The sequence below is a fragment of the Mongoliibacter sp. genome (genome assembly GCF_007692705.1).
Classification (GTDB): Bacteria; Bacteroidota; Bacteroidia; order Cytophagales; family Cyclobacteriaceae; genus Mongoliibacter.
The window spans coordinates 16,143-38,335 of sequence record NZ_REBN01000201.1 but is presented as its reverse complement, the minus strand read 5'-3'; the positions used below and the strand labels follow the sequence as shown (position 1 = coordinate 38,335).

Annotated in this window: 20 protein-coding genes; 12 read left to right on the top strand and 8 right to left on the bottom strand. The window is 37.3% G+C overall.

The features are described 5' to 3' along the window. Positions 1–15: 15 nt before the first annotated feature. Positions 16–1,320 carry a TIGR00366 family protein gene (locus EA341_RS13990; protein WP_293015653.1) on the bottom strand — a complete coding sequence of 435 codons (1,305 nt, stop codon included), beginning with the start codon at positions 1,318–1,320 and terminating at the stop codon, positions 16–18. Between the two features lie 36 nt (positions 1,321–1,356). Beyond that, positions 1,357–2,370 carry an acyl-CoA reductase gene (locus EA341_RS13985; protein ID WP_293015651.1) on the bottom strand — a complete coding sequence of 338 codons (1,014 nt, stop codon included), beginning with the start codon at positions 2,368–2,370 and terminating at the stop codon, positions 1,357–1,359. 150 nt (positions 2,371–2,520) lie between these two features. On the opposite strand from EA341_RS13985, the gene EA341_RS13980 reads away from it, so the two are divergent. From EA341_RS13980 to cas6, 5 genes are all read left to right on the top strand, one after another. Next, positions 2,521–2,868 carry a 4Fe-4S binding protein gene (locus tag EA341_RS13980; RefSeq protein WP_293015650.1) on the top strand — a complete coding sequence of 116 codons (348 nt, stop codon included), beginning with the start codon at positions 2,521–2,523 and terminating at the stop codon, positions 2,866–2,868. 183 nt (positions 2,869–3,051) lie between these two features. After that, positions 3,052–3,381: a DUF3276 family protein gene (locus EA341_RS13975; RefSeq protein WP_293015649.1), complete on the top strand. Its 330-nt coding sequence runs from the start codon at positions 3,052–3,054 to the stop codon at positions 3,379–3,381. A gap of 214 nt (positions 3,382–3,595) precedes the next feature. After that, complete coding sequence (locus EA341_RS13970) at positions 3,596–4,678, top strand: AI-2E family transporter (RefSeq protein WP_293015648.1); 1,083 nt, start codon at positions 3,596–3,598, stop codon at positions 4,676–4,678. A 15-nt stretch (positions 4,679–4,693) separates the two neighbouring features. Beyond that, entirely contained in the window at positions 4,694–5,791 is a 1,098-nt protein-coding gene (gene ychF, locus EA341_RS13965; RefSeq protein ID WP_293015647.1) for a redox-regulated ATPase YchF, read from the top strand. Between the two features lie 101 nt (positions 5,792–5,892). Next, complete coding sequence (gene cas6, locus EA341_RS13960) at positions 5,893–6,771, top strand: CRISPR-associated endoribonuclease Cas6 (RefSeq protein ID WP_293015645.1); 879 nt, start codon at positions 5,893–5,895, stop codon at positions 6,769–6,771. A 35-nt stretch (positions 6,772–6,806) separates the two neighbouring features. Here cas6 and EA341_RS13955 read toward each other — a convergent pair whose 3' ends face one another. Beyond that, entirely contained in the window at positions 6,807–8,084 is a 1,278-nt protein-coding gene (locus EA341_RS13955; RefSeq protein ID WP_293015643.1) for a DUF5103 domain-containing protein, read from the bottom strand. Then, positions 8,081–10,003 (bottom strand): ABC-F family ATP-binding cassette domain-containing protein, encoded by a 1,923-nt coding sequence (locus tag EA341_RS13950; RefSeq protein ID WP_293015641.1) that lies wholly within the window; start codon positions 10,001–10,003, stop codon positions 8,081–8,083. The genes EA341_RS13955 and EA341_RS13950 overlap by 4 nt, the downstream gene beginning before the upstream one ends. Positions 10,004–10,118: 115 nt before the next feature. Between EA341_RS13950 and EA341_RS13945 the strand changes: the two genes are divergently transcribed. Continuing rightward, positions 10,119–11,264, top strand: coding sequence for a sorbosone dehydrogenase family protein (locus tag EA341_RS13945; RefSeq protein ID WP_293015639.1), 1,146 nt, complete (start codon positions 10,119–10,121; stop codon positions 11,262–11,264). 84 nt (positions 11,265–11,348) lie between these two features. Here EA341_RS13945 and EA341_RS13940 read toward each other — a convergent pair whose 3' ends face one another. The 4 genes from EA341_RS13940 to EA341_RS13925 form a co-directional block, all read right to left on the bottom strand. Next, a complete protein-coding gene (locus EA341_RS13940; RefSeq protein WP_293015638.1) occupies positions 11,349–12,698 on the bottom strand; it encodes an AarF/ABC1/UbiB kinase family protein in 1,350 nt (449 codons plus the stop codon). A 5-nt stretch (positions 12,699–12,703) separates the two neighbouring features. Continuing rightward, entirely contained in the window at positions 12,704–13,369 is a 666-nt protein-coding gene (locus EA341_RS13935) for a TetR family transcriptional regulator C-terminal domain-containing protein (RefSeq protein WP_293015636.1), read from the bottom strand. A gap of 243 nt (positions 13,370–13,612) precedes the next feature. Beyond that, complete coding sequence (hslV, locus tag EA341_RS13930) at positions 13,613–14,155, bottom strand: ATP-dependent protease subunit HslV (protein WP_293015635.1); 543 nt, start codon at positions 14,153–14,155, stop codon at positions 13,613–13,615. Between the two features lie 311 nt (positions 14,156–14,466). Continuing rightward, positions 14,467–16,155, bottom strand: a complete 1,689-nt coding sequence (locus EA341_RS13925; RefSeq protein WP_293015634.1) for a pyruvate dehydrogenase complex dihydrolipoamide acetyltransferase — start codon at positions 16,153–16,155, stop codon at positions 14,467–14,469. 124 nt (positions 16,156–16,279) lie between these two features. On the opposite strand from EA341_RS13925, the gene EA341_RS13920 reads away from it, so the two are divergent. From EA341_RS13920 to EA341_RS13895, 6 genes are all read left to right on the top strand, one after another. Beyond that, entirely contained in the window at positions 16,280–17,239 is a 960-nt protein-coding gene (locus EA341_RS13920) for an alpha/beta fold hydrolase (RefSeq protein WP_293015632.1), read from the top strand. A gap of 23 nt (positions 17,240–17,262) precedes the next feature. Next, positions 17,263–17,961: an SOS response-associated peptidase gene (locus EA341_RS13915; protein WP_293015630.1), complete on the top strand. Its 699-nt coding sequence runs from the start codon at positions 17,263–17,265 to the stop codon at positions 17,959–17,961. Then, positions 17,961–18,860, top strand: coding sequence for an MBL fold metallo-hydrolase (locus EA341_RS13910; RefSeq protein WP_293015627.1), 900 nt, complete (start codon positions 17,961–17,963; stop codon positions 18,858–18,860). Before EA341_RS13915 ends, EA341_RS13910 begins: the two co-directional genes overlap by 1 nt. Positions 18,861–18,957: 97 nt before the next feature. After that, a complete protein-coding gene (locus EA341_RS13905) occupies positions 18,958–19,956 on the top strand; it encodes a 3-oxoacyl-ACP synthase III family protein (RefSeq protein ID WP_293015625.1) in 999 nt (332 codons plus the stop codon). Further along, positions 19,956–20,513, top strand: coding sequence for a hypothetical protein (locus EA341_RS13900; RefSeq protein ID WP_293015622.1), 558 nt, complete (start codon positions 19,956–19,958; stop codon positions 20,511–20,513). The genes EA341_RS13905 and EA341_RS13900 overlap by 1 nt, the downstream gene beginning before the upstream one ends. An 85-nt stretch (positions 20,514–20,598) precedes the next feature. Next, a complete protein-coding gene (locus EA341_RS13895; RefSeq protein ID WP_293015620.1) occupies positions 20,599–22,191 on the top strand; it encodes a toxin-antitoxin system YwqK family antitoxin in 1,593 nt (530 codons plus the stop codon). The last annotated feature ends 2 nt before the right edge of the window (positions 22,192–22,193 follow it).

The window sequence follows — 22,193 nt, the reverse complement described above, 5'->3', positions numbered from 1 at the left end:
AAATTATAAAAAGCGTTAGGACACTCCATACCATACAAATAAGCCAAAAACTATAAAGGCTGTCAAAAAGAATATTGAAGTATATTTCAGAATCTCCTTAGCAGACAATCCCGTGATGGAAAGTAAAGGTAGTGCCCAGAATGGCTGAAGCATATTACTTACTTGATCTCCATATGCAAAGACCAATATCATTTTGGGAATTTCTATGCCCATTTTTTCTGCTGCCTCCATGACCACAGGCCCCTGTATGGCCCATTGCCCACCACCGGAGGGAACAAAGAAATTGATCAGGGCTGCGCTGAAAAAAGAAAGTAAAGGAAAGGTATCAGCCCCTGACCGCGATACCATATCGTCTGCAAGTAAAACAAGCAAACCGCTGTATTTCATGATCCCCAATATGCCGGCATAAAAGGGGAATTGAATTAAAATATCTGTAGCTCCTTTGACCGCATCCCTAAGGGAAATCACATATTCATTAAGACTTCCAAAAGCCAAAAGACCAAACCCGAGCAAAGCAAAGTTTACAAAGTTCAAATCCAGAAAACCCCATCCCTCGTCACCTACTTTCAAAAAATCTACCAAGACCAAGACCAAAATTAATACCCCTAAGATATATCCCAGTTTGTCTACACCTTTCCCTACTATTTTCTTTCTCTCAAACATCTTATCCTCAAAAGCTATGTCAAATTTTATGAAACGCCTTTTTGATAGGATGTATAAAGAGATTCCCAAGCATATAATCAAACTTAAATTTACCCATAGATTAAAACTGGAAAAGATGGTTTGATCTACTGTAATGGTACCAATCGTATCAGCCAAAAAATGGTTATCCTCTGCTACTTTTAAGGTAGATGACCCTGAGAAACCTCCATGCCATACCAACATCCCTAAGTATCCTGAAGCTGCAACGAGAGGGTAATTGATTTCTATGTTGTTCCTACTTGCATATTCTCCAATCTTCCTAGCCAGTACTGCTCCGAAAATCAACCCGAAACCCCAATTGATGTATCCACCTGTTATAGCTCCCATTCCAGTCATAAGAACAGCCTGCGAATTGTTGGTGGCAGTAGATGCAACCTTATCCAATAGGTAATTGACAGGTTTTGACATGGCTAAGGTATGCCCTAGGACCAAAATCAAAATCATCTGCATGGTAAACTCCAACAATTCCCAAAACCCTGTTTTCCAAAAACCTAGTACTTCAAAAGAATATCCCAGCAAATTTGCATCTATTGGAAGGGTAATAGCTACTGCTAATAGATAGACAATCAAGCTTAGCAGTAACGCAATCTGAAATGTGGAAGGGAATTTCAAATTCAAATTCATCGTGATTTCACGTTGATTCAGTGAGGGTTACTATAGACCTTTCAGAAAAGAAATCGTATCAACACCGTCCGAATAATCGGATAAGGTTGGACATTGTGCCCGTCCGAAAGGAAAACTTTGTGGATACCATGCATCTTTACTGACGACACACTGTGTTTTTGCCGAAATCGCTTCAATTTTCTCTTTTAAGCCAGCTTGATCAGAGTATACCTCATAATACAATACGGAAATTGGAGAAACTAACTCCTCACTTTCCTTCAAAAGAAGAAAACCATTATCAAGATGCACTTCACTATTGACCAGGTATATGGATTTATTATAATCGTAATTGTTTCTGTATTTATGGTGGTCTGCGAGGTAGTTGAATGCTTCTACGGCATCAAGCAAGTCTGTAAGAATTTCTTTATTTGGAATAAAAATTTTAGATACATTTCTACAGCCTAACCCAAAATATTGGAATATGTCCTTACCCAAGGACAAAAAATCAGCTCCTTTCTCATCACCTTTCAAAACTGCTACAGATGTCCTGTTTTTGCGAATGATATGAGGATACTTCCCAAAATAGTAATCAAAGTAACGGGAGGAATTATCGCTTCCAGTAGCGATATAGGCATCTTTATTTCTCAACATATCTTCAAAGCTAACCAACTCACCAAAACGCGACTCAATTTCAATCAAACTGTTAACCAACCATTGTATAGAGGCTGAATCAGTTGTGCTAAGCTTTATTGCTGCTTTGTGTCCAGTAATCAAAACGCAAAGAATATCATGAAATCCTACTGCAGGAATATTTCCCGCCAGCATTAAACCAATTGTTTTCTTATCCCTGACCGAATCAAGGTTATAAGGAATTATCCATTCTTTCAGCTCTTTCCTATCAAGGAAAAGTTGCAAACCCAAAAAGGCATTTTTGACATTTTCTTTCGTAAACCAACTGTTATTATTTTTAATCTTTCTATAAAGTTCTTCAAACTTATCATCAGACAAGGTCGCAATTCGATCTCCGAGTTTTGCAAAAGCATTGATTCTATCTTCTAAAAGCATAAATTGAAATATTGAATTGCAAAGATATTGATTATAAAAGAAACACTACTTTGCTAGAATCAATATAAATTAGTTAGCATGACAACTTTTTTTTTGCATCCTTGGTTATTTGATTGTTAATTTTACGACGCGTAAAAAAAAGATTTCGACATGGCTATAATGATAACTGACGAATGCATCAATTGTGGTGCATGCGAACCTGAATGTCCTAACACTGCAATATACGAAGGAGGTATAGAGTGGACATGGGCTGGTGGAACCAATTTAAAAGAGGTAACCCTTGAGGATGGGACAGTAGTAGATGCTCATGAAAAACAAGAGCCTATTTCTGATGAGTTTTATTACATAGTAACTGATAAATGCACAGAATGTACTGGCTTTCATGAAGAGCCGCAATGTGCAGCTGTTTGTCCGGTGGATTGTTGTGTTGATGACCCTGACCACAGGGAAAGTGAAGACACTCTTCTAAGCAAAAAAATATTTATGCATGGAGAATAAAAAGGGCTTTGAGCCCTTTTTTATTTTCTGTACATTTAGAAACACCCCTGATTTTTAACTGTTTACTCCGAATATCCTCCTACTTATTTAAAAAAAGTCCAAAATACCTTGAATATAATTTGTGAATTGGTTTAACTTGTCACGTAATTTATACCAAACACAAACAACAAAATTCTTTGGAAAGTGGAAGATAACAGAGGAAATGATAGAGAAGAGATCTTCTCTAAGAGAGTGAAAGCCGGTAAAAGAACTTATTTTTTTGATGTAAAGTCAACCAGGTCAAATGATTTCTACCTGACAATTACCGAAAGTAAAAGAAGGCTGAAGGATGACGGATTCGTTTTCGAAAAACACAAGCTTTTTCTTTACAAAGAGGATTTTGCCAAATTTGTAGAAGCACTTCAAGAAGCAGTGGATCATGTCAAAGACGAATTAATGCCGGATTTTGATTTTTCCCAATTTGAAAAAGAAGAATCAGAAACAGAATTTGATGATGAGTTAAAGTGGGATTAATTCCTGTAATTGTTCATCTTTAGAGAAAGAATTTCAACTGAGGCAATGTATTTTGTCATTGAAGACTTGATTTTTAAATTAGGTCAGGTTGGATTTCTTTCTCTTTTTAATTACGAATGAAATTAAGCATGATTATATAACTATCATTTCATATTTTGAAGTAGTTATCCTTAATGCGAGATTTTATGTGATCAATAAAGAACAATTATACACAATGAAAAAACCCGTTTTATACCTATTGGTCATCATTGTCCTACTATTTATAATAGGTTGGTACTTTTCGAATATTACATTTTATTTTATTTTTTCATTGGTCATAGCTGCAATCCTAAGACCACTGACAAATAAAATCAACGGATTTCATATTCTGGGCCAAAATGTCCCCAGGTGGATAGCTATCATCATTTCATTTCTGTTTATAGCACTTTTCATATTTTTCATTAGCCTTTTGTTCATTCCATTGATCAGTGCTCAAATCCAAGTAATAGCCACCTATGACATGGATTATATATATGAGCAAATTCAAAACCCTGTAGGCAAAGTAGAGGATCTTTTGATCCGATATGACATTGTCAATAGTGAGCCGGGGTTTTTGATCACTCAAGTAAGGGAGTCATTAATTTCCAGTTTTTCGGCTATCAATATCCAAGGTATTTTAAATACGGTTGTGAACACAACAAGCTCATTTTTCATCGCAGTCATGGCTATTTTATTTATCACTTTTTTCCTTTTGCTGGAAAATGGACTTTTGAGAAGGAATATCATGAATCTGATTCCCAATTCTTATTTTGAATTAGCCGTCTCCACTTTCAATAAGGTGGAAAGGTTGTTATCAAATTATTTAGTTGGATTACTGATTCAGCTGAGTTGTATTTTCTCACTGGCAGCAATAGGTTTGACCTTAGTTGGGATTGAATATGCTTTGACCATAGCAATGTTTGCTGCGGTAGCAAACCTGATACCTTATGCAGGCCCACTGCTAGGAGCTACCTTTGGCATTATTGTAGGACTATCGACGAGTGATTTTGCAGGTTCAAATGATATTATATTTATGATTGTGAAAATTTTGGCAGTATTCTCTGCAGTTCAGGTCACCGATAACGTCGTACTTCAGCCTCTAATTTTCTCTAAATCTGTAAAAGCCCATCCACTTGAAATTTTTGTTGTTATCTTTGCCGGAGCAAAAATCGCCGGTATACTGGGGATGATTTTTGCAATTCCCGTTTATACAATATTTAGGGTTTCTTTTATGGAATTTTATAAAGGGTATAGGGAATATAGAATTTTCAAAGTTTAAAAAAAACCATCATCAATGGCATTACAATGCGGTATCGTTGGCTTACCCAACGTAGGAAAATCAACACTATTCAACGCACTTTCCAGTGCAAAAGCAGAAGCAGCTAATTTCCCTTTTTGTACTATAGAACCAAATGTGGGCGTGGTTACAGTACCTGACAACCGACTTAAGGTATTAGAATCCCTAGTAAACCCACATAAAGTAATCCCCACGGTAATAGAATTTGTCGATATTGCTGGATTGGTAAAAGGCGCAAGTAAAGGTGAGGGACTGGGAAATAAGTTTTTGGCAAACATACGTGAAGTAGATGCAATTGTCCATGTCATTAGGTGTTTTAAGGATGACAATGTCGTTCACGTGGCGGGAAGTGTAGATCCTGTCTTTGACAAAGAGGTAATAGATACTGAACTTCAGCTAAAAGACTTGGAGTCTGTAGATAAGAAAATAGCGAGACTGGAAAAAATCGCAAAATCCGGTGATGCCAAAGCCAGAAAGGAATTGGAAACTCTTTTAAAATTCAAGGACGGGCTCCAGTCAGGTAAAAATGCCAGAGCTATCGAAGTAGAAAAGGAAGAATTGGAAGCTGTAAGGGATTTACACCTTTTAACTATCAAGCCTGTACTATACGTAGCCAATGTAGATGAAGGAAGTATACTGACTGGAAATGAATACGTGTCTCAGCTTAAAGAAAATGTTAAAGACGAAAATGCCGAAGTTATTGTACTTTGTGCTGCCATAGAATCCCAGATTGCAGAATTTGATGATATTGAAGAAAAGGAATTATTCCTTTCAGAATATGGATTAGATGAAAGTGGGCTTAACAAACTGATTTCGGGAGCATATAAATTACTTAACTTGATCACTTATTTTACGGCTGGGGTTCAGGAAGTACGGGCTTGGACAATAAAGAGAGGATGGAAAGCTCCTCAGGCTGCAGGCGTGATTCATACTGACTTCGAAAGAGGGTTTATCAAAGCAGAAGTCATTAAATTACCGGACTACGAAAAATTCAAAACAGAGGCGGCTTGTAGAGAAAACGGAAAAATAGCGATTGAAGGCAAAGAATACATCGTAAAGGATGGGGATATTATGCATTTTAGGTTTAATGTATAATAAACTTTAAAAAATATTTGTACTTTTGCTTGATAACGATTATATAATGAATAATTAGTTAAGATAGTTTAATTATTGTTTCAAATTTTATTTTTAATACCGTGAGAGTAAGATTAATATTTTCCCTAAAAAACAAAGGTGCTTATTTACCATTTCACCATCAGTACATCTTGGCGCAATTCCTAAAGGGGTTGATCGTAAAAGGTGGACGTGAGGAGTTTTTCAACTACAATTACTTCAACTTCTCTGGTCTCAAAGGTCAGACCAAAGTAAGTAGAAGTGGATTACATTACTATTCCAGTTTAGTCACTTTAGTGCTTTCATCACCCAATGAAGATTTTATTGACTACTTACTGGAGCAAGTATTTGCTACTCCAAAAATTGAGTTGGGAAACCTCATCATTTCTCCAGAGTACACTGAGCAGGAATTTGAACCGGAATTGGAAACTTCAAACAAATTTGTTTGTATTTCTCCACTTGTGCTTCTCACTCCAACATTCAATGACGAGTCAGGTAAACGATTCATCAATCCAGATACAGATGAGTTTTCGGATTTGTTATATGAATCTACTTTGACCAGAATGGAAAGATCAGGATGGTACAATCAGGAACAAATGGAGTCCTTTTACAAATTCCAGGTGGTACCTGATATGAATTATGTAAATAAGCTGAGAGAACAGCAAAAGAAATTTGCAAGAATCTATTCTGTCTATGATATGGACGTGAAATATGAAGTAAGGGGCTACACGCTTCCGTTCACACTTTATGCCGCTCCAGAAGTACAGGATTTTGTATTTAAATGTGGACTTGGTGCCTTTACACATAAAGGTTTTGGAATGCTAGACCTCGCTAACCATGCCCCAAGCCAAAGAACAGAGCCGTACAAATTCAAACGTGAGGGTTTTGTCCCTTACAAATCGCAACAGGATAGAGAAAGAAGTAAACCTCAGAATCCTGACGAGACTGAAGAACAGAATTAAAAAAAAGCCGATCCAGATGGATCGGCTTTTTTTGTTTAAAGTCTTCTCTTATTAGGGTTCAGGTTGAAGTAACTCACGAGTTCATCATATCTTGAGCCCATATCTCTATAATAAATAAATACTTCGTATTCATTTTCTGTTTCGAAATAACTCCCCTCTATTGGGGTCTTATCCCATCCCATATCGGTCTTGTATGCATATTGGTAATCATACCAACCCTGTTTTAGGATCAGTGTCGTTTCATACTTGTTGGTACTGGGATTCAATTTCATCTTGGCATCTGGCGAAAAACCCCAAGAAGTCAAAGACCCTATCAAGTATGGCTGCTCCGAGACTCCTTCTGCATCAAGGTAAAAAGTGGTTACAATATACTCGCTTTCCCTTTCATGGTTTTGTCTTTCCAAATTCATGATAGCATACTGCCCATTCATATCCAAGTACTCTGAATACACACCGTCAGGCCTAGGCTTATCAACCCCTGCTTCAGCGTAAACTACATCCTCTTCCATTCGGACTGACTTCACGTTCATACCTCGGGCCCTGACAAATCTCAAATCCAAAAATCTAAACTCATTCCCTCCCATGAAGGCATTACTGCCATCAAAAAGGTTATATTCTATCATTTTGGTATCCTCTCTTAGCATAGTTGGGTTTCCAAGAATCTTTACATTGTCCCATCTTTGATTTTGCCGGATCAGTACCTTCATGTTATTTCTGGGATCAAAAAGCTCTCTGCCTTTATAATTCACATTCACATTGATTTGCTGCACCTTTCTTCTGTTCTCGGATTGGCTTGGAGGTACTATCCTTGCTGCAAGTGTGACGGCTTTTTGATAGACCATATACCTCTTGGTAATAATAGGTTGATTTTGATCTCTTCCCCTATATACTTTCACTACATAATTTCCAGTTTTGGTGACAGGAGGCAACACAAAATTATAATGGATATAAGGGATTCGTGTATCAATGGAATAGTCATAATCCAGGACATTAAACTCATTGTATTGATTGAGATATTCATTTTCCTTAAGGTCTGAAGGAGTCCAATCAAAATTACAGTGAATGATCTTTGCAGAATACATATCAGGATCATATGCCAAGTCATCAAAAGTGAGGTTTAAGGGCACACCACTATTAAGCTCAATTACAGGAGAATTCATCTGAGCAGCAAAGTCACCCGACCGGGGAAACAATCTTACTGACTGGATATTTTCTTCAAAAACCTTATCATAATAGGCTTCCTGAGCCTGGGTAATATGACAAATGTTAACAATTATCAAAAATATAAGAATTCTCATTGCTTTTATCTTCATGATACTATTTCTTCCAAGGTGCTGATTTCTTCTACTAAGTTTTCCCAGGACTGATTCAGTTTTTCCAAATCGGTCTTTTTATCCTGGTATTTCTGATTAATCTTTTCAAGCTTTTCTGTATCAGAGAAAACGTCGGGATCAGCCATTTCTTTTTCTAATTCAGTTTTTATTTCTTCTAATTGAAGAATTTTATTCTCCAGATCGGAAAGTAATGTTTCTTTTTTCTTAAGTTCCTTCCTAGCTTCGTCTACTTCAGTATTAGGTCTTTTCTTTTTCTGCTCTTTTTTTTCTTTTGGTATAACAGCTGTATTGGCCTTCTCTTCTTTCAATTGAGATTTCCAATAAATATACTCTTCATAGGTTCCAAGGTACTCTTTTACCTGTTGATCTTCTATATACCAAATCTTATTGGCTACTCCTTTTATGAAATGTCTGTCATGAGATACCGTAATAAATGTACCCTCATACTGTTCCATAGCTTGGATCAATATGTTGACAGACTGCATATCCAAATGGTTGGTTGGCTCATCCAACAATAAAAAATTTGCTTCAGAAATAAGGGTTTTAGCCAGTGCAACCCTGGATTTCTCTCCTCCAGACAATACTTTTATTTTTTTGAAAACATCATCATTTGAAAAAAGAAAACATCCTAAAACACCCCTGAGCTCTGTTTCTGTTTTACCTGAACCGGCCTGCACCATTTCCTGTAAAATCTCATTATCTACATTCAGAGCCTCTAATTGATGTTGGGCATAAAATGATTTCTTCACGTTGTGACCGTGTATTACTTTTCCATCTACCTTTTCAGTACCACTTATTATCCTCAATAAGGTTGACTTACCTTTTCCATTTGCGCCAATCAACGCGATTTTATCACCTCTTTCAATTCTGGCAGAGGCGTTGGTGAGAATTTTTAGATCTCCATAGGCTTTGGAAACACGATCCACAGTAACCACATCCCTTCCTGATTTCTGAGAAAACTTAAACTTAAAATTCACTGAAATATTATCGTCTACAACTTCATTGACCCTATCCAGACGCTGAAGTGCCTTTACCCTTGACTGGACTTGATTGGATTTCGTGGCTTTAGCCCGGAAACGCTCGATAAACTTTTCCGTTTGTTTGATCATTTGTTGCTGATTTTCGTAGGCATTCTGCTGGATCTCCATCCTTTCTTTCTTCTCTTCTTTATAAAAAGAGTAATTGCCAGAATAAGAAGTCAAAGTCCCATGAGATACTTCTACAGTGGTTTCTATGCAATTATCCAAAAACTCCTGATCGTGAGATACCACCACTACAGCTCCTTCGTAATTTTTAAGATAATTTTCCACCCATTGGATAGAAGGTAAGTCCAAGTGGTTAGTAGGTTCATCAAGCATCAGCAATGATGGTTTTTCCAAAAGAAGCTTCGCCAACATAACACGCATTCTCCAACCACCCGAAAAAGTCTTCAATGGACGCATGAGATCGGCAGTATTGAAACCTATTCCTTCTAAGATCTCTTCTGCCTTAGCTTTGATCGTATATCCTTCATTAGCTTCAAACCTATCTTGAAGCTTAGCCAGCCTGTCAATGACAGCTTCCGAATAATCCGTTTCCATTTGTTTCAAAACCAAATCTATCTCTTGCTGGAGCGCCAAGGTTTCTTTAAACGCCTCCAAGGCAACCTCTAAAATAGGGTCCTCTGACTGATAGGATAACATATCCTGATTCAAAAATCCTATGGTGCAGTCTTTGGCTTTTTGCACTTCACCTGAACTTGGCTGAAAGTCTCCATTGATGATTTTCAAAAGTGTAGACTTCCCGGTTCCATTTAATCCTACGAGTCCAATTTTATCTTTTGGTTTGATATGAAGTGCGGCATTTTCGTACAATGCTCTGCCGCCAATGAAGTAAGAGAGATTATTTATAGATAACATTCTGCAAAAATAAGTATTCTCCCATTTATAAAGGATTTATCTACAATTATTACTTAGAAAGTGTGTTAGGCTAAAAAATTGGGTAAATTGAGTTAATTCATAAAAGTTAGTGATAATGAAAAACTATAAAATTTGTAAAACGCTATTCTTCTTTGCTTTTATTCTGATCTCTATATCCTGCACAGGTCAGAACAAAAATAATGATATCCAATTGGAGACCATTAAACTCCCGCCCGGTTTTGAAATCAATGTTTGGGCAGAAGATGTACCTGATGCCAGGTCCCTTGCAATGAGCGATGACGGTAAGGTTATTTTTGTGGGAAACAGGCAAGGTAAAAACGTCTATGCCCTCAGGGATAGTAACGGGGATGGAAAAGCAGATCAAAAATATACGTTAGCCGAAGGACTTAGGATGCCAAATGGTGTTGCATTCAAAAATGGGGATTTATATGTCGCAGAAGTCAGCCGTATATTGAGGTTCAAAGACATTGTGAATAACCTAGACAACCCAAAGTATGATGTGATATTTGACAAATACCCGGACAAAGCTCATCATGGTTGGAAATTCATCGCATTCGGTCCAGATGGGATGCTCTATGTGCCAGTTGGAGCACCTTGTAATATCTGTGATCCAGAAGAGGAGATTTTCGCAAGCATTACAAGAATTGACGTCACTTCAAGCAATATCCAGCCTGAAATTATTGCTCACGGAGTACGTAATACTGTAGGATTTGCTTGGCATCCCGATTCAAAAGAATTATGGTTCACCGATAACGGTCGAGATATGATGGGAGATGATATTCCGGATTGTGAACTTAATCATGCACCTGAAAAAGGCATGCACTTTGGCTATCCTTATTGGCATGCAGGTGATGTAAAAGATCCAGAGTTTGGAAATAAAGGTAAAGACAAATCTGCTTATACGGCTCCGGCCCTGAAATTAGGTCCTCATGTTGCTCCGCTAGGTATGCGCTTTTATACCGCAAGCCAATTTCCTTCCCAATACAAAAACAATATATTCATTGCAAAGCATGGCTCCTGGAACAGAAGTAAGAAAATTGGTTATCAGGTAACCAATGTAGTTTTGGATGACAAGCAAAACATTATAAAAGAAGAAGTCTTTGCCGAGGGATGGCTGGACCATGAAAGTCAAGATGTATGGGGAAGGCCTGTAGATGTGATGGAAATGCCTGATGGTAGCCTTATGGTGTCGGACGATATGGCCAACTGCATATACAGGATCAGTTATAAAGGCTCGTGAACCTCCAGGGACTTCTTTCTGCAATACTTTTTGCGTTGAGGTAATTTGAAATAAAAAACGCCTCCCGATCGGGAGGCGTTTTTATTAACTTTCAACTTTTTCAGGAGTCCGCGATTCAAGCCACTCGGGTTTGGTGGTTTTGACATTCGCCTGAAGCTGATTGAGTAGGTTGTAAAGTCCAAAATATGTCCTGTTAATATACAAACCATGTCGGGACCCTCTTGCCTGACGGGATTTTTTAAACATTTTATCGTTTGAAATCCTATCTCCCAACTTGAATATCTGCTCAAAATATTCATCATTAGAAAAGTCAAAAGAAGAAACATGAAAGGGTTTTCCCAGCAAAGAAATCATTTCCTTGAAAACACTCTTAAAATATATTTTTTCTTCATCTGTATCCTTATCACTAATAAACTCAAGGCCATAAAAGATTTGATTCAACTCTTCTTCGTTGATCAGAAGATCTTTTTTGATCAAAGAAAAGTAACCTTTATAAAAGTCTTCCGGAATAACTTTTACACAGCCAAAATCAATAATTCCCAATTTCCCGTCATTTTGGATAATAAAATTCCCCGGATGTGGATCTGCATGTACTTGCAGCAGATTATGTACCTGATGATGATAAAAATCCCATAAGGCCTGCCCTATCCTGTCTTTATCTTTCTGGTCTGGATTGGTTTCCAACCATTCTCTGAGATGCTTTCCTTCAATCCAGTCCATGGTAATGATTCTCTGAGCACTCATTTCCTCATAATAACCCGGAAAATTCAGGTTTTCAATATGACTGCAAGCCTGAGAAATCTCTTTGGATCGACGCACCTCGAGTTCATAATCAGTCTCTTCTAGAAGCTTTCCTTCTACCTCTTCCATGTAGTGATCCAGTTCCCTCTCGTTCATGTTCAAAAGACGAAGTGCAAAAGGCCTAACCAATTTTAAGTCGGAACTGACAGAATCAGCAACACCAGGGTACTGAATTTTTACAGCCAGTTTTTTTCCATCTTTCGTTGCTTGATGCACCTGACCAATAGAGGCTGCATTTACTGCAGATTTGGTAAATGTATCAAACATGGTATCCGGAGTTCTTCCGAAATATTTTTGGAAAGTTTTCACCACCAAAGGGTAAGAAAGAGGCGGTGCACTATACTGTGCCATGGTAAACTTATCCTGATACGCCCTTGGTAAAATATTTTTATCCATAGACATCATCTGTGCTACCTTAAGCGCTGACCCTTTCAATTGACTCAAAGAGTTGTAGATATCTTCTGCATTATTGTTATGCAATTCATCTTTTGTCATGGAAGGATTAACTACTTTTTTAGCATAATGCTTCACGTAATTTCCACCCACTTTTGCTCCAGTGCTTATAAATTTCGCTGCCCTTTGTACCTTTGATACAGGGATACTACTTTGTTCTTTAACTTTATTCTCCTTCACAATTCCTATTTATTTTGGTATAAAAACTTCGCAAAATCTACGAAGGTATCTAGGGCACTTTTTCCCATCAGGTCAAACGCAAGGTTAACAGATTTTTCTATCGCAGCATCTGTTTTTTCAAATGCTGGAGAGGTATCCTTTAACCAAAACTGGAAAACAAACCACACTTGTAACCAGAGTGCTTCGTCATATCTATCTGAAATCAATGGCCTATTGGCAATTTCCTCTGTCTCTTTTCCTTCAAGAATAATTTCATTGGCAAAATCCTTGAATTTATCCCTGAACGCTTTTACTTCCATAGGCAAAACACCTTTAGTATTCTTTTGACTCTGATATGATGCTAAAAGATATGACCTGTTTTTCTTAAGTTCTTCTATCCAAGTAAATAAAAAGCCTAATAGTTTTTCTCTGGCACTGTACTCCTTGAACACTTCTTGTGATTCCAGGTTTCCCAAGGTCTCTTCAAAAAGTCTCGTCCATACAGCTGACTTAATTCCCTCGAAAGAAGTAAAATAGGAATAAAAATCTTCCTCTTTCATTTTGAGGTCTTTAGCAAACTTGAATACAGAAGGCGGTTCTTGCCCATGCTCCAAAACATATTCAATATACCCTTGGATAATTTTTGCTCTATAATCTACTTTTGATGCTTTTTTTGCTGTTGTCATTTCCATGATCATTTTAATCTAGTATGGTAACACCTAAAAGTTTGTAAGGGTTTTGATAATATTGAGATTTAACAATCATTCATACCCTAAAATTGTCTTTCCTCATCTGATTCTAGGATTAAAGGTTTCCAAAAAAATTATAAAGTCAACTTGAAATCTATTCAGATTCTTAATATCAAGGGTATTTCACAAAAAAATAAGCCTTCAAAAAAATCTGAAGGCTCATTGAATCATTTATGTTAGCATATATCACTTACTTACTTTCTCAACTACTAAGTTGTGATTGGTATAAATACAGACATCCGCCGCAATCCCTAAACTTTCTCTGACCATCTCTTCAGCTGAAAGTTGCTGGGCAAATTTCTTTAAGGCTCTTGCAGCGGATTGCGCGTACATGCTGCCTGAGCCTATTGTAGCAATTCCCAAATCAGGTTCAATCACATCTCCTGTACCTGAAATAATCAAGATATCCTCTGCATCCGCTACTATCATCATAGCCTCAAGCTTACTGAGCATTCTATCTGTTCTCCATTCTTTTGCCAATTCCACGGCTGCACGTTTCATGTTATTACCGTAAGCACCAAGCTTTTCTTCAAATTTTTCCAGTAATGTAAAGGCATCTGCCGTTGAACCTGCAAAACCTGTCACAATTTTACCATTCTGAAGTTTTCTAATCTTGTTTACTGAACTTTTGGCTACCGTATTCCCCAAGGTTGCCTGTCCATCTGCACCAATTACAATTTCATTGTTATGCCTGATGGCAACTACCGTAGTTGATTTTATTTTTTCCATATTATTTTATTGACTTGAAGCTTAAGAACTGAAATAGACAATATTAATTATTTATTTTTTGACTGATGAGGCGTGAAATAGCTAGAAATATGCCTGTGACGATATAGAATTGAAATAGGTCTAAATATTAGCCTAGAAGGTTTAACCAAAAACCAACTTCACCTTTTCCTGAAATATTTCAACTATATTTCTATTTTATTTAACAAAGTATATTTCAATTGTATTTTGTGAAGTGTTTCATGTTCAATAACCATACAAAAACAAAAAAGTCCTGAGTAAACAGGACTTTTTGACATATTTTATTTTTCTGATTAAATCAAGATTCTCACTGGATCTTCGAGCAGTCCTTTTAGTGTCTGTAAGAATGCAGAACCTACAGCTCCATCCACCACCCTATGGTCACAGGACAGAGTTACTTTCATGACATTCCCAATTTGCATTTGACCGTTTTTAACAATCACTGTTTCTTTGATACCTCCAACAGCCAGGATACACGCGTCTGGCGGATTGATGATAGCAGTGAACTCTTCAATTCCAAACATTCCCAAATTGGAAATGGTGAAAGTATTTCCTTCCCAATCTTTAGGCTGCAATTCTTTATTTTTCGCTTTACCTCCCAATGACTTGGCTTCATTAGATATTTGAGAAAGTGACTTAGTATCTGCAAATCTGATAACAGGGACAAGCAATCCTTCTTCTACAGCCACTGCCATACCTATATGGATGTGCTCATTGTACCTAATTTTGTCTCCTAACCAAGCTGTGTTCACCTTAGGATGCTGACGCAATGCTGCTGCTGATGCTTTGATCACCATATCATTGAATGAAATCTTGACAGGTGAAACCTCGTTCATGCTTTTTCTCGCCTCAATGGCCTTATCCATATTGATTTCCATGGTAAGGTAAAAATGTGGCGCGTTGAATTTACTTTCAGCAAGTCTCTTGGCAATGATTTTACGCATTTGAGAGACTTTTTCTTCTTTGTAAGACTCCTGTCCTATAGCTGGAGCCACTGCTCTATCACTAGTGGCTGCCGGAGCTGTAGCTGGATTATAATTTTCAATATCTCTTTTAACGATCCGTCCATTTTCTCCTGAACCTTTCAAAAGGGAAATATCAATTCCTTTATCTGAGGCCATTTTTTTAGCCAGTGGAGATGCTTTCACACGACCTCCATCTGTAGTATTTGGTGCTGTAGAACCGGAATCTGGTTTTGACTCTTCCTTTTTCTCTTCAGCCTTTGGGGCATCTATTTTCTCCTCTTTCTTATCTTCAGATTTTTCTGACTTGGAAGAAGATTCAGATTCTTCGGACTTTGATTTGTGTGCTTTTAGTAAGGTTTCGAAATCAGCTCCTTTTTCTCCAATAATGGCAATTACCCCATCGACATCTACTGAATCCCCTGTTTTAACACCTATATATAATAAAGTACCATCTTCATAAGATTCAAGTTCCATGGTAGCCTTATCTGTTTCAACTTCAGCAATGATGTCACCTGACTTGACATCATCGCCCTCTTTCTTCAACCATGAAGCAATCGTTCCTTCAGTCATGGTATCACTCATTTTAGGCATGGTGATGAGAGTCGCATTGATTCCTGAGGTATCTATTTCCTCCTTTGATGTTTCTTTTTTATCGTCTGACTTTTCCTTCTCAGAAGATTCAGCTGGCTTTTCCTCTTTCTTATCCTCCTTTTTGGAATCCTCAGAACTTCCGGAATCACCACTTTCAATATCTTTTAATAAAGCATCAATATCCTCCCCTTCTTCTCCAATGATAGCGATGACGCCATTTACAGGTACTGCATCTTTTTCTTCCACACCAATATGTAAAAGTGTACCTTCTTCATAAGACTCAAGCTCCATGGTAGCTTTATCGGTTTCTACCTCTGCTAAAATATCTCCAGGCTTTACAGAATCTCCTACTTTTTTCAACCACGCTGCAATAACACCTTCTTCCATGGTGTCACTCATTTTGGGCATTCGTATTATCTCGGCCATATGTTATTAATATCCAATTCTAAAATTTAAGCAATCCAAAAATAGTTCTTAAAATGTCTACATTCAAATTTAATAGTAGTATTTTCATGATCGAAAACACCTGCTTACTCCATTTTGATTCCAAATGCCGATTGTAAAAAAGACTGAGTACGATCATCCGAGGTGGCAATTCAATGGCCACTTACAAACAATTATCCCAAGCATATTCAGGCCTGCTTTTCCCTTACCTTTTGAAAGAGAAAGGGTTAAAACTCCTGATGGCGACTTTTTAGATTTGGATTGGTTGAAAAATAAATCCAAAAAACTGGTCATCATTAGTCACGGATTGGAGGGGAATAGCAGAAGGCCTTACATGACCGGAATGGCGAAACATTTTTTTTTGAACGGGTTTGATGTCTTGACTTGGAATTATAGAGGATGTAGCGAAGAAATGAACCTCAAACCTATATTCTACCATTCAGGTGCAACATATGATTTGGATACTGTCGTCAGTCATGCAGAGACAAGTTATGAAGATATTTACCTCATTGGGTTTAGTCTTGGTGGTAATTTGACCTTAAAATACCTTGGGGAAACAAGTCGCTGGAAAAAGAAAATAAAAAAGGCTGTAGCCATCAGTGTTCCTTTGGACCTAGAATCATCCTCTATCAAAATATCAACTGGAGAAAACATCATTTATGCAAAAAGGTTTCTCCGAACACTAAAACAAAAAGTAGTATTAAAAGCGCAAAAATTTCCTGATGACATTCCATTAGGAATCCTCAGAAATATAAAGACCCTGAAAGATTTTGATGACCACTTTACGGGTCCATTACACGGGTTTGATGATGCCCATGATTATTACACTAAAAACTCCTCTATGGGTTTTTTGAACAAAATAGAAGTCCCATCATTGATTTTAAATGCGCAAAATGACCCATTTCTGAGTCCTAAATGCTTTCCTGTAACCCTTGGGCGAAAATTAGAGCATATCTGGATGGATTTTCCAAGAACAGGTGGCCATGTAGGTTTTAGCCCAAGAAAGAAAGAGGACATCTATTGGTCAGAAAAGCGGGCATTTGAATTTATCACAATAGATCAGTAATTTTCAGAAAACCATTCGAAATCATGTGCGGTAGATACTCTCTAAGCAAAAGTAAAATTGAATTGGAAGAAAGGTTTCAGGCAGAGATGTTGGGGAGTTTTCAACCAAGGTACAATATTGCTCCAACCCAATTGGTACCTGTTATTACCTCAGATAGCCCAAAAGGATTTTCCTTTTTTTATTGGGGAATAACTCCTGATTTTGCAAAAAACAAACCCGTATCTCAAAAATTTATAAATGCAAAAGCAGAAACAGTCAGCCAAAAAGCTTCATTTAAATCCTCATTTAAATCAAGAAGGTGTCTGATACCTGCCGATGGATTTTATGAATGGAAAAAGGTGGGGAAAAAAACAAAGATCCCGCACAGGTTCACAATTGATAGCGGCGAGCCTTTTGCCTTTGCCGGAATCTGGGAAGAGTATGAAAATGAATCAGGAGAATCCAAACATACTTTTCTGATCCTCACGACAGAACCCAATTCCTTGGTTAAGGATATTCATGACAGAATGCCTGTGATCCTTCATCGCGAGGATGAAAAAACCTGGCTTGACAAATACTCCTCAGAAAGCACTTTGCTAAATATGCTGAAAACTTATCCTACTGAAAGTATGATTAGCTACACAGTATCGCAGCAAGTCAATCAAATCAAAAATGATGATCCTTCCCTGATCAAAAAAACCTCCCCTATGGACCAATTCGGAAACTATACACTATTCGGATAATGATGAAAATAAATATAATTGATTTACATTTTTTAAATACAGAAGAGGCAATTGCCAGTTTCTTAATTGAAACTTCAGATGGGCCATTTCTGATTGAAACCGGCCCATCGAGTACCTTTGATCAACTGGAAAAAGGAATCAAAAGTTATGGGTATGAAATAGCAGATATCAAGCATGTATTGCTTACCCATATTCATTTTGACCATGCAGGTGCAGCTTGGAAGTTTGCTTCCGAAGGAGCTAAGATATACGTCCATCCTATAGGAGTTCCCCATCTGGAAAACCCATCTAAGCTTTGGCATTCAGCAGCACAAATTTATGGTGATCAGATGGAATATCTTTGGGGAAATATGGAAGCAATATCCATTAATCAACTTGAAGCTGTTCCCCATTGTTCCATTCTGAAAATCGGTGATATTGAAATCAAAGCATTACACACTCCAGGGCATGCGAGCCATCATATTGCATGGTTGATTGGTGAAGAAATCTTCACAGGCGATGTTGCTGGGGTAAAAATTTCCAAAGGACCGGCTGTACCTCCATGTCCACCACCTGATATCAATCTGGAAGATTGGAAAAACTCCATTCAACTTATCAAAAATGAAAAGCCAAAATCTTTATACTTGACGCATTTCGGAAAAATAGTCGATATAGAAGAGCATTTAGATGATTTAGAAAAAACACTCGATAGCTGGTCAAATTGGATCAAACCTTATTTCGAGAAAAATACTGATCAGAAGGAAGTAATTCCAATTTTTATGGAATTCACGCAACAACAGCTTAAGAATAAGGGTTGTGATAATGATTTGATTCAGGTATATGAATATGCTAATCCTAGCTGGATGTCTGTAGCAGGTCTTTACCGGTATTGGATATTGAAAAACTCGGGTAAAATCTGATATTTTGTACATCCACATCAAATTTTGCGATTAATCGCATTAAATAAGATATTTGCACCATAGCATCATCTTCTTTTGACCCAAATAACTTTATTTTATGAATAGATCCAAGATAAAAGGAGTGGGACACTATGTTCCAGAACGTATTATCACAAATGATTATCTTTCTTCCATCATGAATACCAATAATGATTGGATCGTAGAAAGAACCGGAATTCAAGAGAGAAGGTGGTTTACTCCGGGCAAAGACACAGTAAACAGTATGTCCGTGGCAGCATCAAAAATAGCCATAGAAAGGTCGGGTTTACAGATTTCGGATATAGATTTTATCATATTTGCTACTATTACTCCAGACTATTTCCTCCCTGGCAACGGTGTCTTGCTTCAAAGAGAGCTCGGGCTCCAAGGAATTGGAGCATTAGATATAAGAAATGCCTGTTCTGGATTTATTTATGCACTTTCAATTGCCGACCAGTTCATCAAAACCGGTATGTACAAAAACATTCTTGTAGTAGGTGCCGAAATCCAGTCTTCAGCCTTAGACAAGAGTGATGAAGGAAGGTCCAGTGCGGTTATATTTGCTGATGGAGCAGGTGCTGCAGTTTTGGGAGTGAGCGATTCAGAAAAATCAGGGATACTTTCAACACATCTTCATGCTGATGGTGATCATGCAGAGGAATTGTATTGCAGCGATCCAGGAAGCAGCAGAGAAGTGAGAATTTCCGCTGAGATGATTGACGCAGGAGATTTCTTCTTAAAAATGAATGGCAATGCTGTATTTAAGCATGCCGTAGTTCGGTTTTCTGAAGTGATTCAAGAAGCTTTGGATGCCAATGGTAAAGATAAATCTGAAATAGATCTGCTAGTACCACATCAGGCTAATCTTCGGATCAGCAATTACATACAACAGAAAATGGGGCTTCCTGATGAAAAGGTATTCAATAATATTATGCACCTGGGAAATACTACAGCAGGAACAATTCCAATAGCTCTCAGTGAAGCATGGGAACAGGGACGAATTAAAGAAGGTGACCTCTTGTGTCTGGCAGCTTTCGGAAGTGGCTTCACCTGGGCCTCCGCACTATTAAATTGGTAATGAATTGCGAAAATAATATTGATCTTGATTTTTGGGATAGCTCAAAATCTTTCTTTTTAAAGTATGAAGAGCAAAAGTCAATTATATTCAAGATCTTTGAAGAGTTATCCAATAGATTTCCAAAAGATTTTCAAAAACAATATTTCACAAAAACCAAAGGGAATAAAATCAGCCAAGGATATAACTTGTACGGATTTCCCTATCAGGTTTTAGACCTAGCACGGGATTTCGATCAAGAATTTGGTTTTAACATCAGAATATTGAATTGGGTCGGTAATGGCTTTTACATTTTTGTTTATGTTGGCCATCAAAAGGCAAAAGAATTCCTTTTAAAAATTTCTGATTCTAAAGACTTTGAAAATTACTACACAGGTAGTGATTCTTTTAATTATCAGGCAATATTAAATGAGAGTTGTAAATTTATTCAGCAGTTCGAGACAAGAAATCACAGAAATATTATTGTCTTTTGGGAGAAACTACCCTTACAAGAAGATTTTAGTGCTAACGTCAAACTATTGGAATTTAAGATAGAAAAGGCATTTGATATTACCGCTTAAGTTTTTCTATTTTGGACAAATTAACCTAATTTAGAACCGGCTTGCGAAGTTTTCGTAATCTAATTCAAACAAAGAAGATCCTTATATGAAATATATTTTTGGTATTCTGTCCTTTTGTTTCATTTGCTTGAATGTATTGGGACAAGCCAATTCCAACGTTGTATCTATATATAATGCAGATTCCACCCTGATGGGTACTGGAATAATGAACAACGGGCTGATGGAAGGCTTATGGAAATTTGAAAACCCTAAAACCAATAAACTTATCCAAACTATTACCTTCCGCTCTGGAAGCAGGGATGGCTTGGCGATCGTTTTTCATAGCAACGGAAATAGACAGCTGGAGGCTGAATACAGGGACAACAAGCTGAATGGAATTTTTCGCGAATATGATTCTACAGGAGCCATGAAACTTGACCGTGTATTCAAAGACAGTGTCGCCATAGGACCGTATAAAGAATATTACGGAAGAGTAGGCCAACCTGACTTTTTCAATCCAAGGCAAATAAAGGTCGAAGGCCAATTTGTGGAAGGCAAGAAAGATGGAAGATGGGTCACCTATTATAACAATGGTGAACCAGCTATTATCCAAAATTTTGAAAAAGGTATTCAACAGGGAACCTATCAGGAATTTGCTGTAGAAGGTGATCTTATTGTCTCTGTTAATTATAAAGACAATCGCCCTCATGGATCCTTTACCAGGTATTCATTTAATAAAATTGTTGAAGAAAAAGGTGAATACAAAGACGGAAGGAAGATTGGCAAATGGGAAGCTTTTTATCCAGGCACTAAAGTCCTTGAATCAGAAAAATATTATGATGAAAGAGGAAACAAAACCGGTGAATGGAAATTTTTCTACGAAAACAGAAGGAAAGCCAGGATTGAAAGGTATGAGAATGATATTCCTGTGGGAACATGGGAAGAATACTTCCCTAACCGAAACTTATCAAAAAGAAAAACATACGAGCTGGGCTTACCTATTGGAGAATATGAAGAATTCCATTCAAATGGAAAGGTATCTGTAAAGGGTCAGTACAAGGGTGGCGTTAAAGATGGACTTTGGAGAAATTATTTTCCTGAAGGGGCACTTTATTCCATTGGAGAATATAGAAACGACCTGAAAACTGGTTTATGGAAGTACTTTAATAAAATAGGAATTCTAATAGCGGAAGGCGAATATAGCCTAGGCTCCGAAAACAGTCAATGGATATACTACTATGATGGAGGCCAATTGAAATCAGTCGGAAGTTATTTCCTTGGTTTTGAAGATGGTGTTTGGGGTCTTTTCTACGATAACAAACAGCTTACGCAAGAAGAGATATGGAGTAACGGCAGGTTGATGAATGTTACAGAATACAATACTTATGATGGAACTTCCACATTGGATAAAGGAACTTTGAAAGATGGAAATGGGACGAGAATCACCTATTACACCACAGGAAAAAAAGAATCTGAAGGAAATTATACAATGGGAAAACCTGAAGGAACTTGGACTTATTTTCATGAAAATGGCAATAAAGCATCCGAGGGTAAAATGGAAGACGGTAAAAAAGAAGGCCCTTGGAGATATTATAATTTGAATGGACGATTAGAACAAATCATCAACTTTAAAGATGATGAAATAGTAACAGAAGAGGATGAGCTAAGAAATGAAATCAGGTTTAATACCTTTGATTAATT

What these genes read in the sequence shown, in the direction of transcription:
- EA341_RS13985 (WP_293015651.1), bottom strand. Translation starts at nt 2,370, where the DNA reads ATGCTTTTAGAAGATAGAATCAATGCTTTTGCAAAACTCGGAGATCGA.
- EA341_RS13980 (WP_293015650.1), top strand. Translation starts at nt 2,521, where the DNA reads ATGGCTATAATGATAACTGACGAATGCATCAATTGTGGTGCATGCGAA.
- EA341_RS13970 (WP_293015648.1), top strand. Translation starts at nt 3,596, where the DNA reads ATGAAAAAACCCGTTTTATACCTATTGGTCATCATTGTCCTACTATTT.
- ychF (WP_293015647.1), top strand. Translation starts at nt 4,694, where the DNA reads ATGGCATTACAATGCGGTATCGTTGGCTTACCCAACGTAGGAAAATCA.
- EA341_RS13955 (WP_293015643.1), bottom strand. Translation starts at nt 8,084, where the DNA reads ATGAAGATAAAAGCAATGAGAATTCTTATATTTTTGATAATTGTTAAC.
- EA341_RS13950 (WP_293015641.1), bottom strand. Translation starts at nt 10,003, where the DNA reads ATGTTATCTATAAATAATCTCTCTTACTTCATTGGCGGCAGAGCATTG.
- EA341_RS13945 (WP_293015639.1), top strand. Translation starts at nt 10,119, where the DNA reads ATGAAAAACTATAAAATTTGTAAAACGCTATTCTTCTTTGCTTTTATT.
- EA341_RS13935 (WP_293015636.1), bottom strand. Translation starts at nt 13,369, where the DNA reads ATGGAAATGACAACAGCAAAAAAAGCATCAAAAGTAGATTATAGAGCA.
- hslV (WP_293015635.1), bottom strand. Translation starts at nt 14,155, where the DNA reads ATGGAAAAAATAAAATCAACTACGGTAGTTGCCATCAGGCATAACAAT.
- EA341_RS13925 (WP_293015634.1), bottom strand. Translation starts at nt 16,155, where the DNA reads ATGGCCGAGATAATACGAATGCCCAAAATGAGTGACACCATGGAAGAA.
- EA341_RS13920 (WP_293015632.1), top strand. Translation starts at nt 16,280, where the DNA reads ATGCCGATTGTAAAAAAGACTGAGTACGATCATCCGAGGTGGCAATTC.
- EA341_RS13915 (WP_293015630.1), top strand. Translation starts at nt 17,263, where the DNA reads ATGTGCGGTAGATACTCTCTAAGCAAAAGTAAAATTGAATTGGAAGAA.
- EA341_RS13910 (WP_293015627.1), top strand. Translation starts at nt 17,961, where the DNA reads ATGATGAAAATAAATATAATTGATTTACATTTTTTAAATACAGAAGAG.
- EA341_RS13905 (WP_293015625.1), top strand. Translation starts at nt 18,958, where the DNA reads ATGAATAGATCCAAGATAAAAGGAGTGGGACACTATGTTCCAGAACGT.
- EA341_RS13900 (WP_293015622.1), top strand. Translation starts at nt 19,956, where the DNA reads ATGAATTGCGAAAATAATATTGATCTTGATTTTTGGGATAGCTCAAAA.
- EA341_RS13895 (WP_293015620.1), top strand. Translation starts at nt 20,599, where the DNA reads ATGAAATATATTTTTGGTATTCTGTCCTTTTGTTTCATTTGCTTGAAT.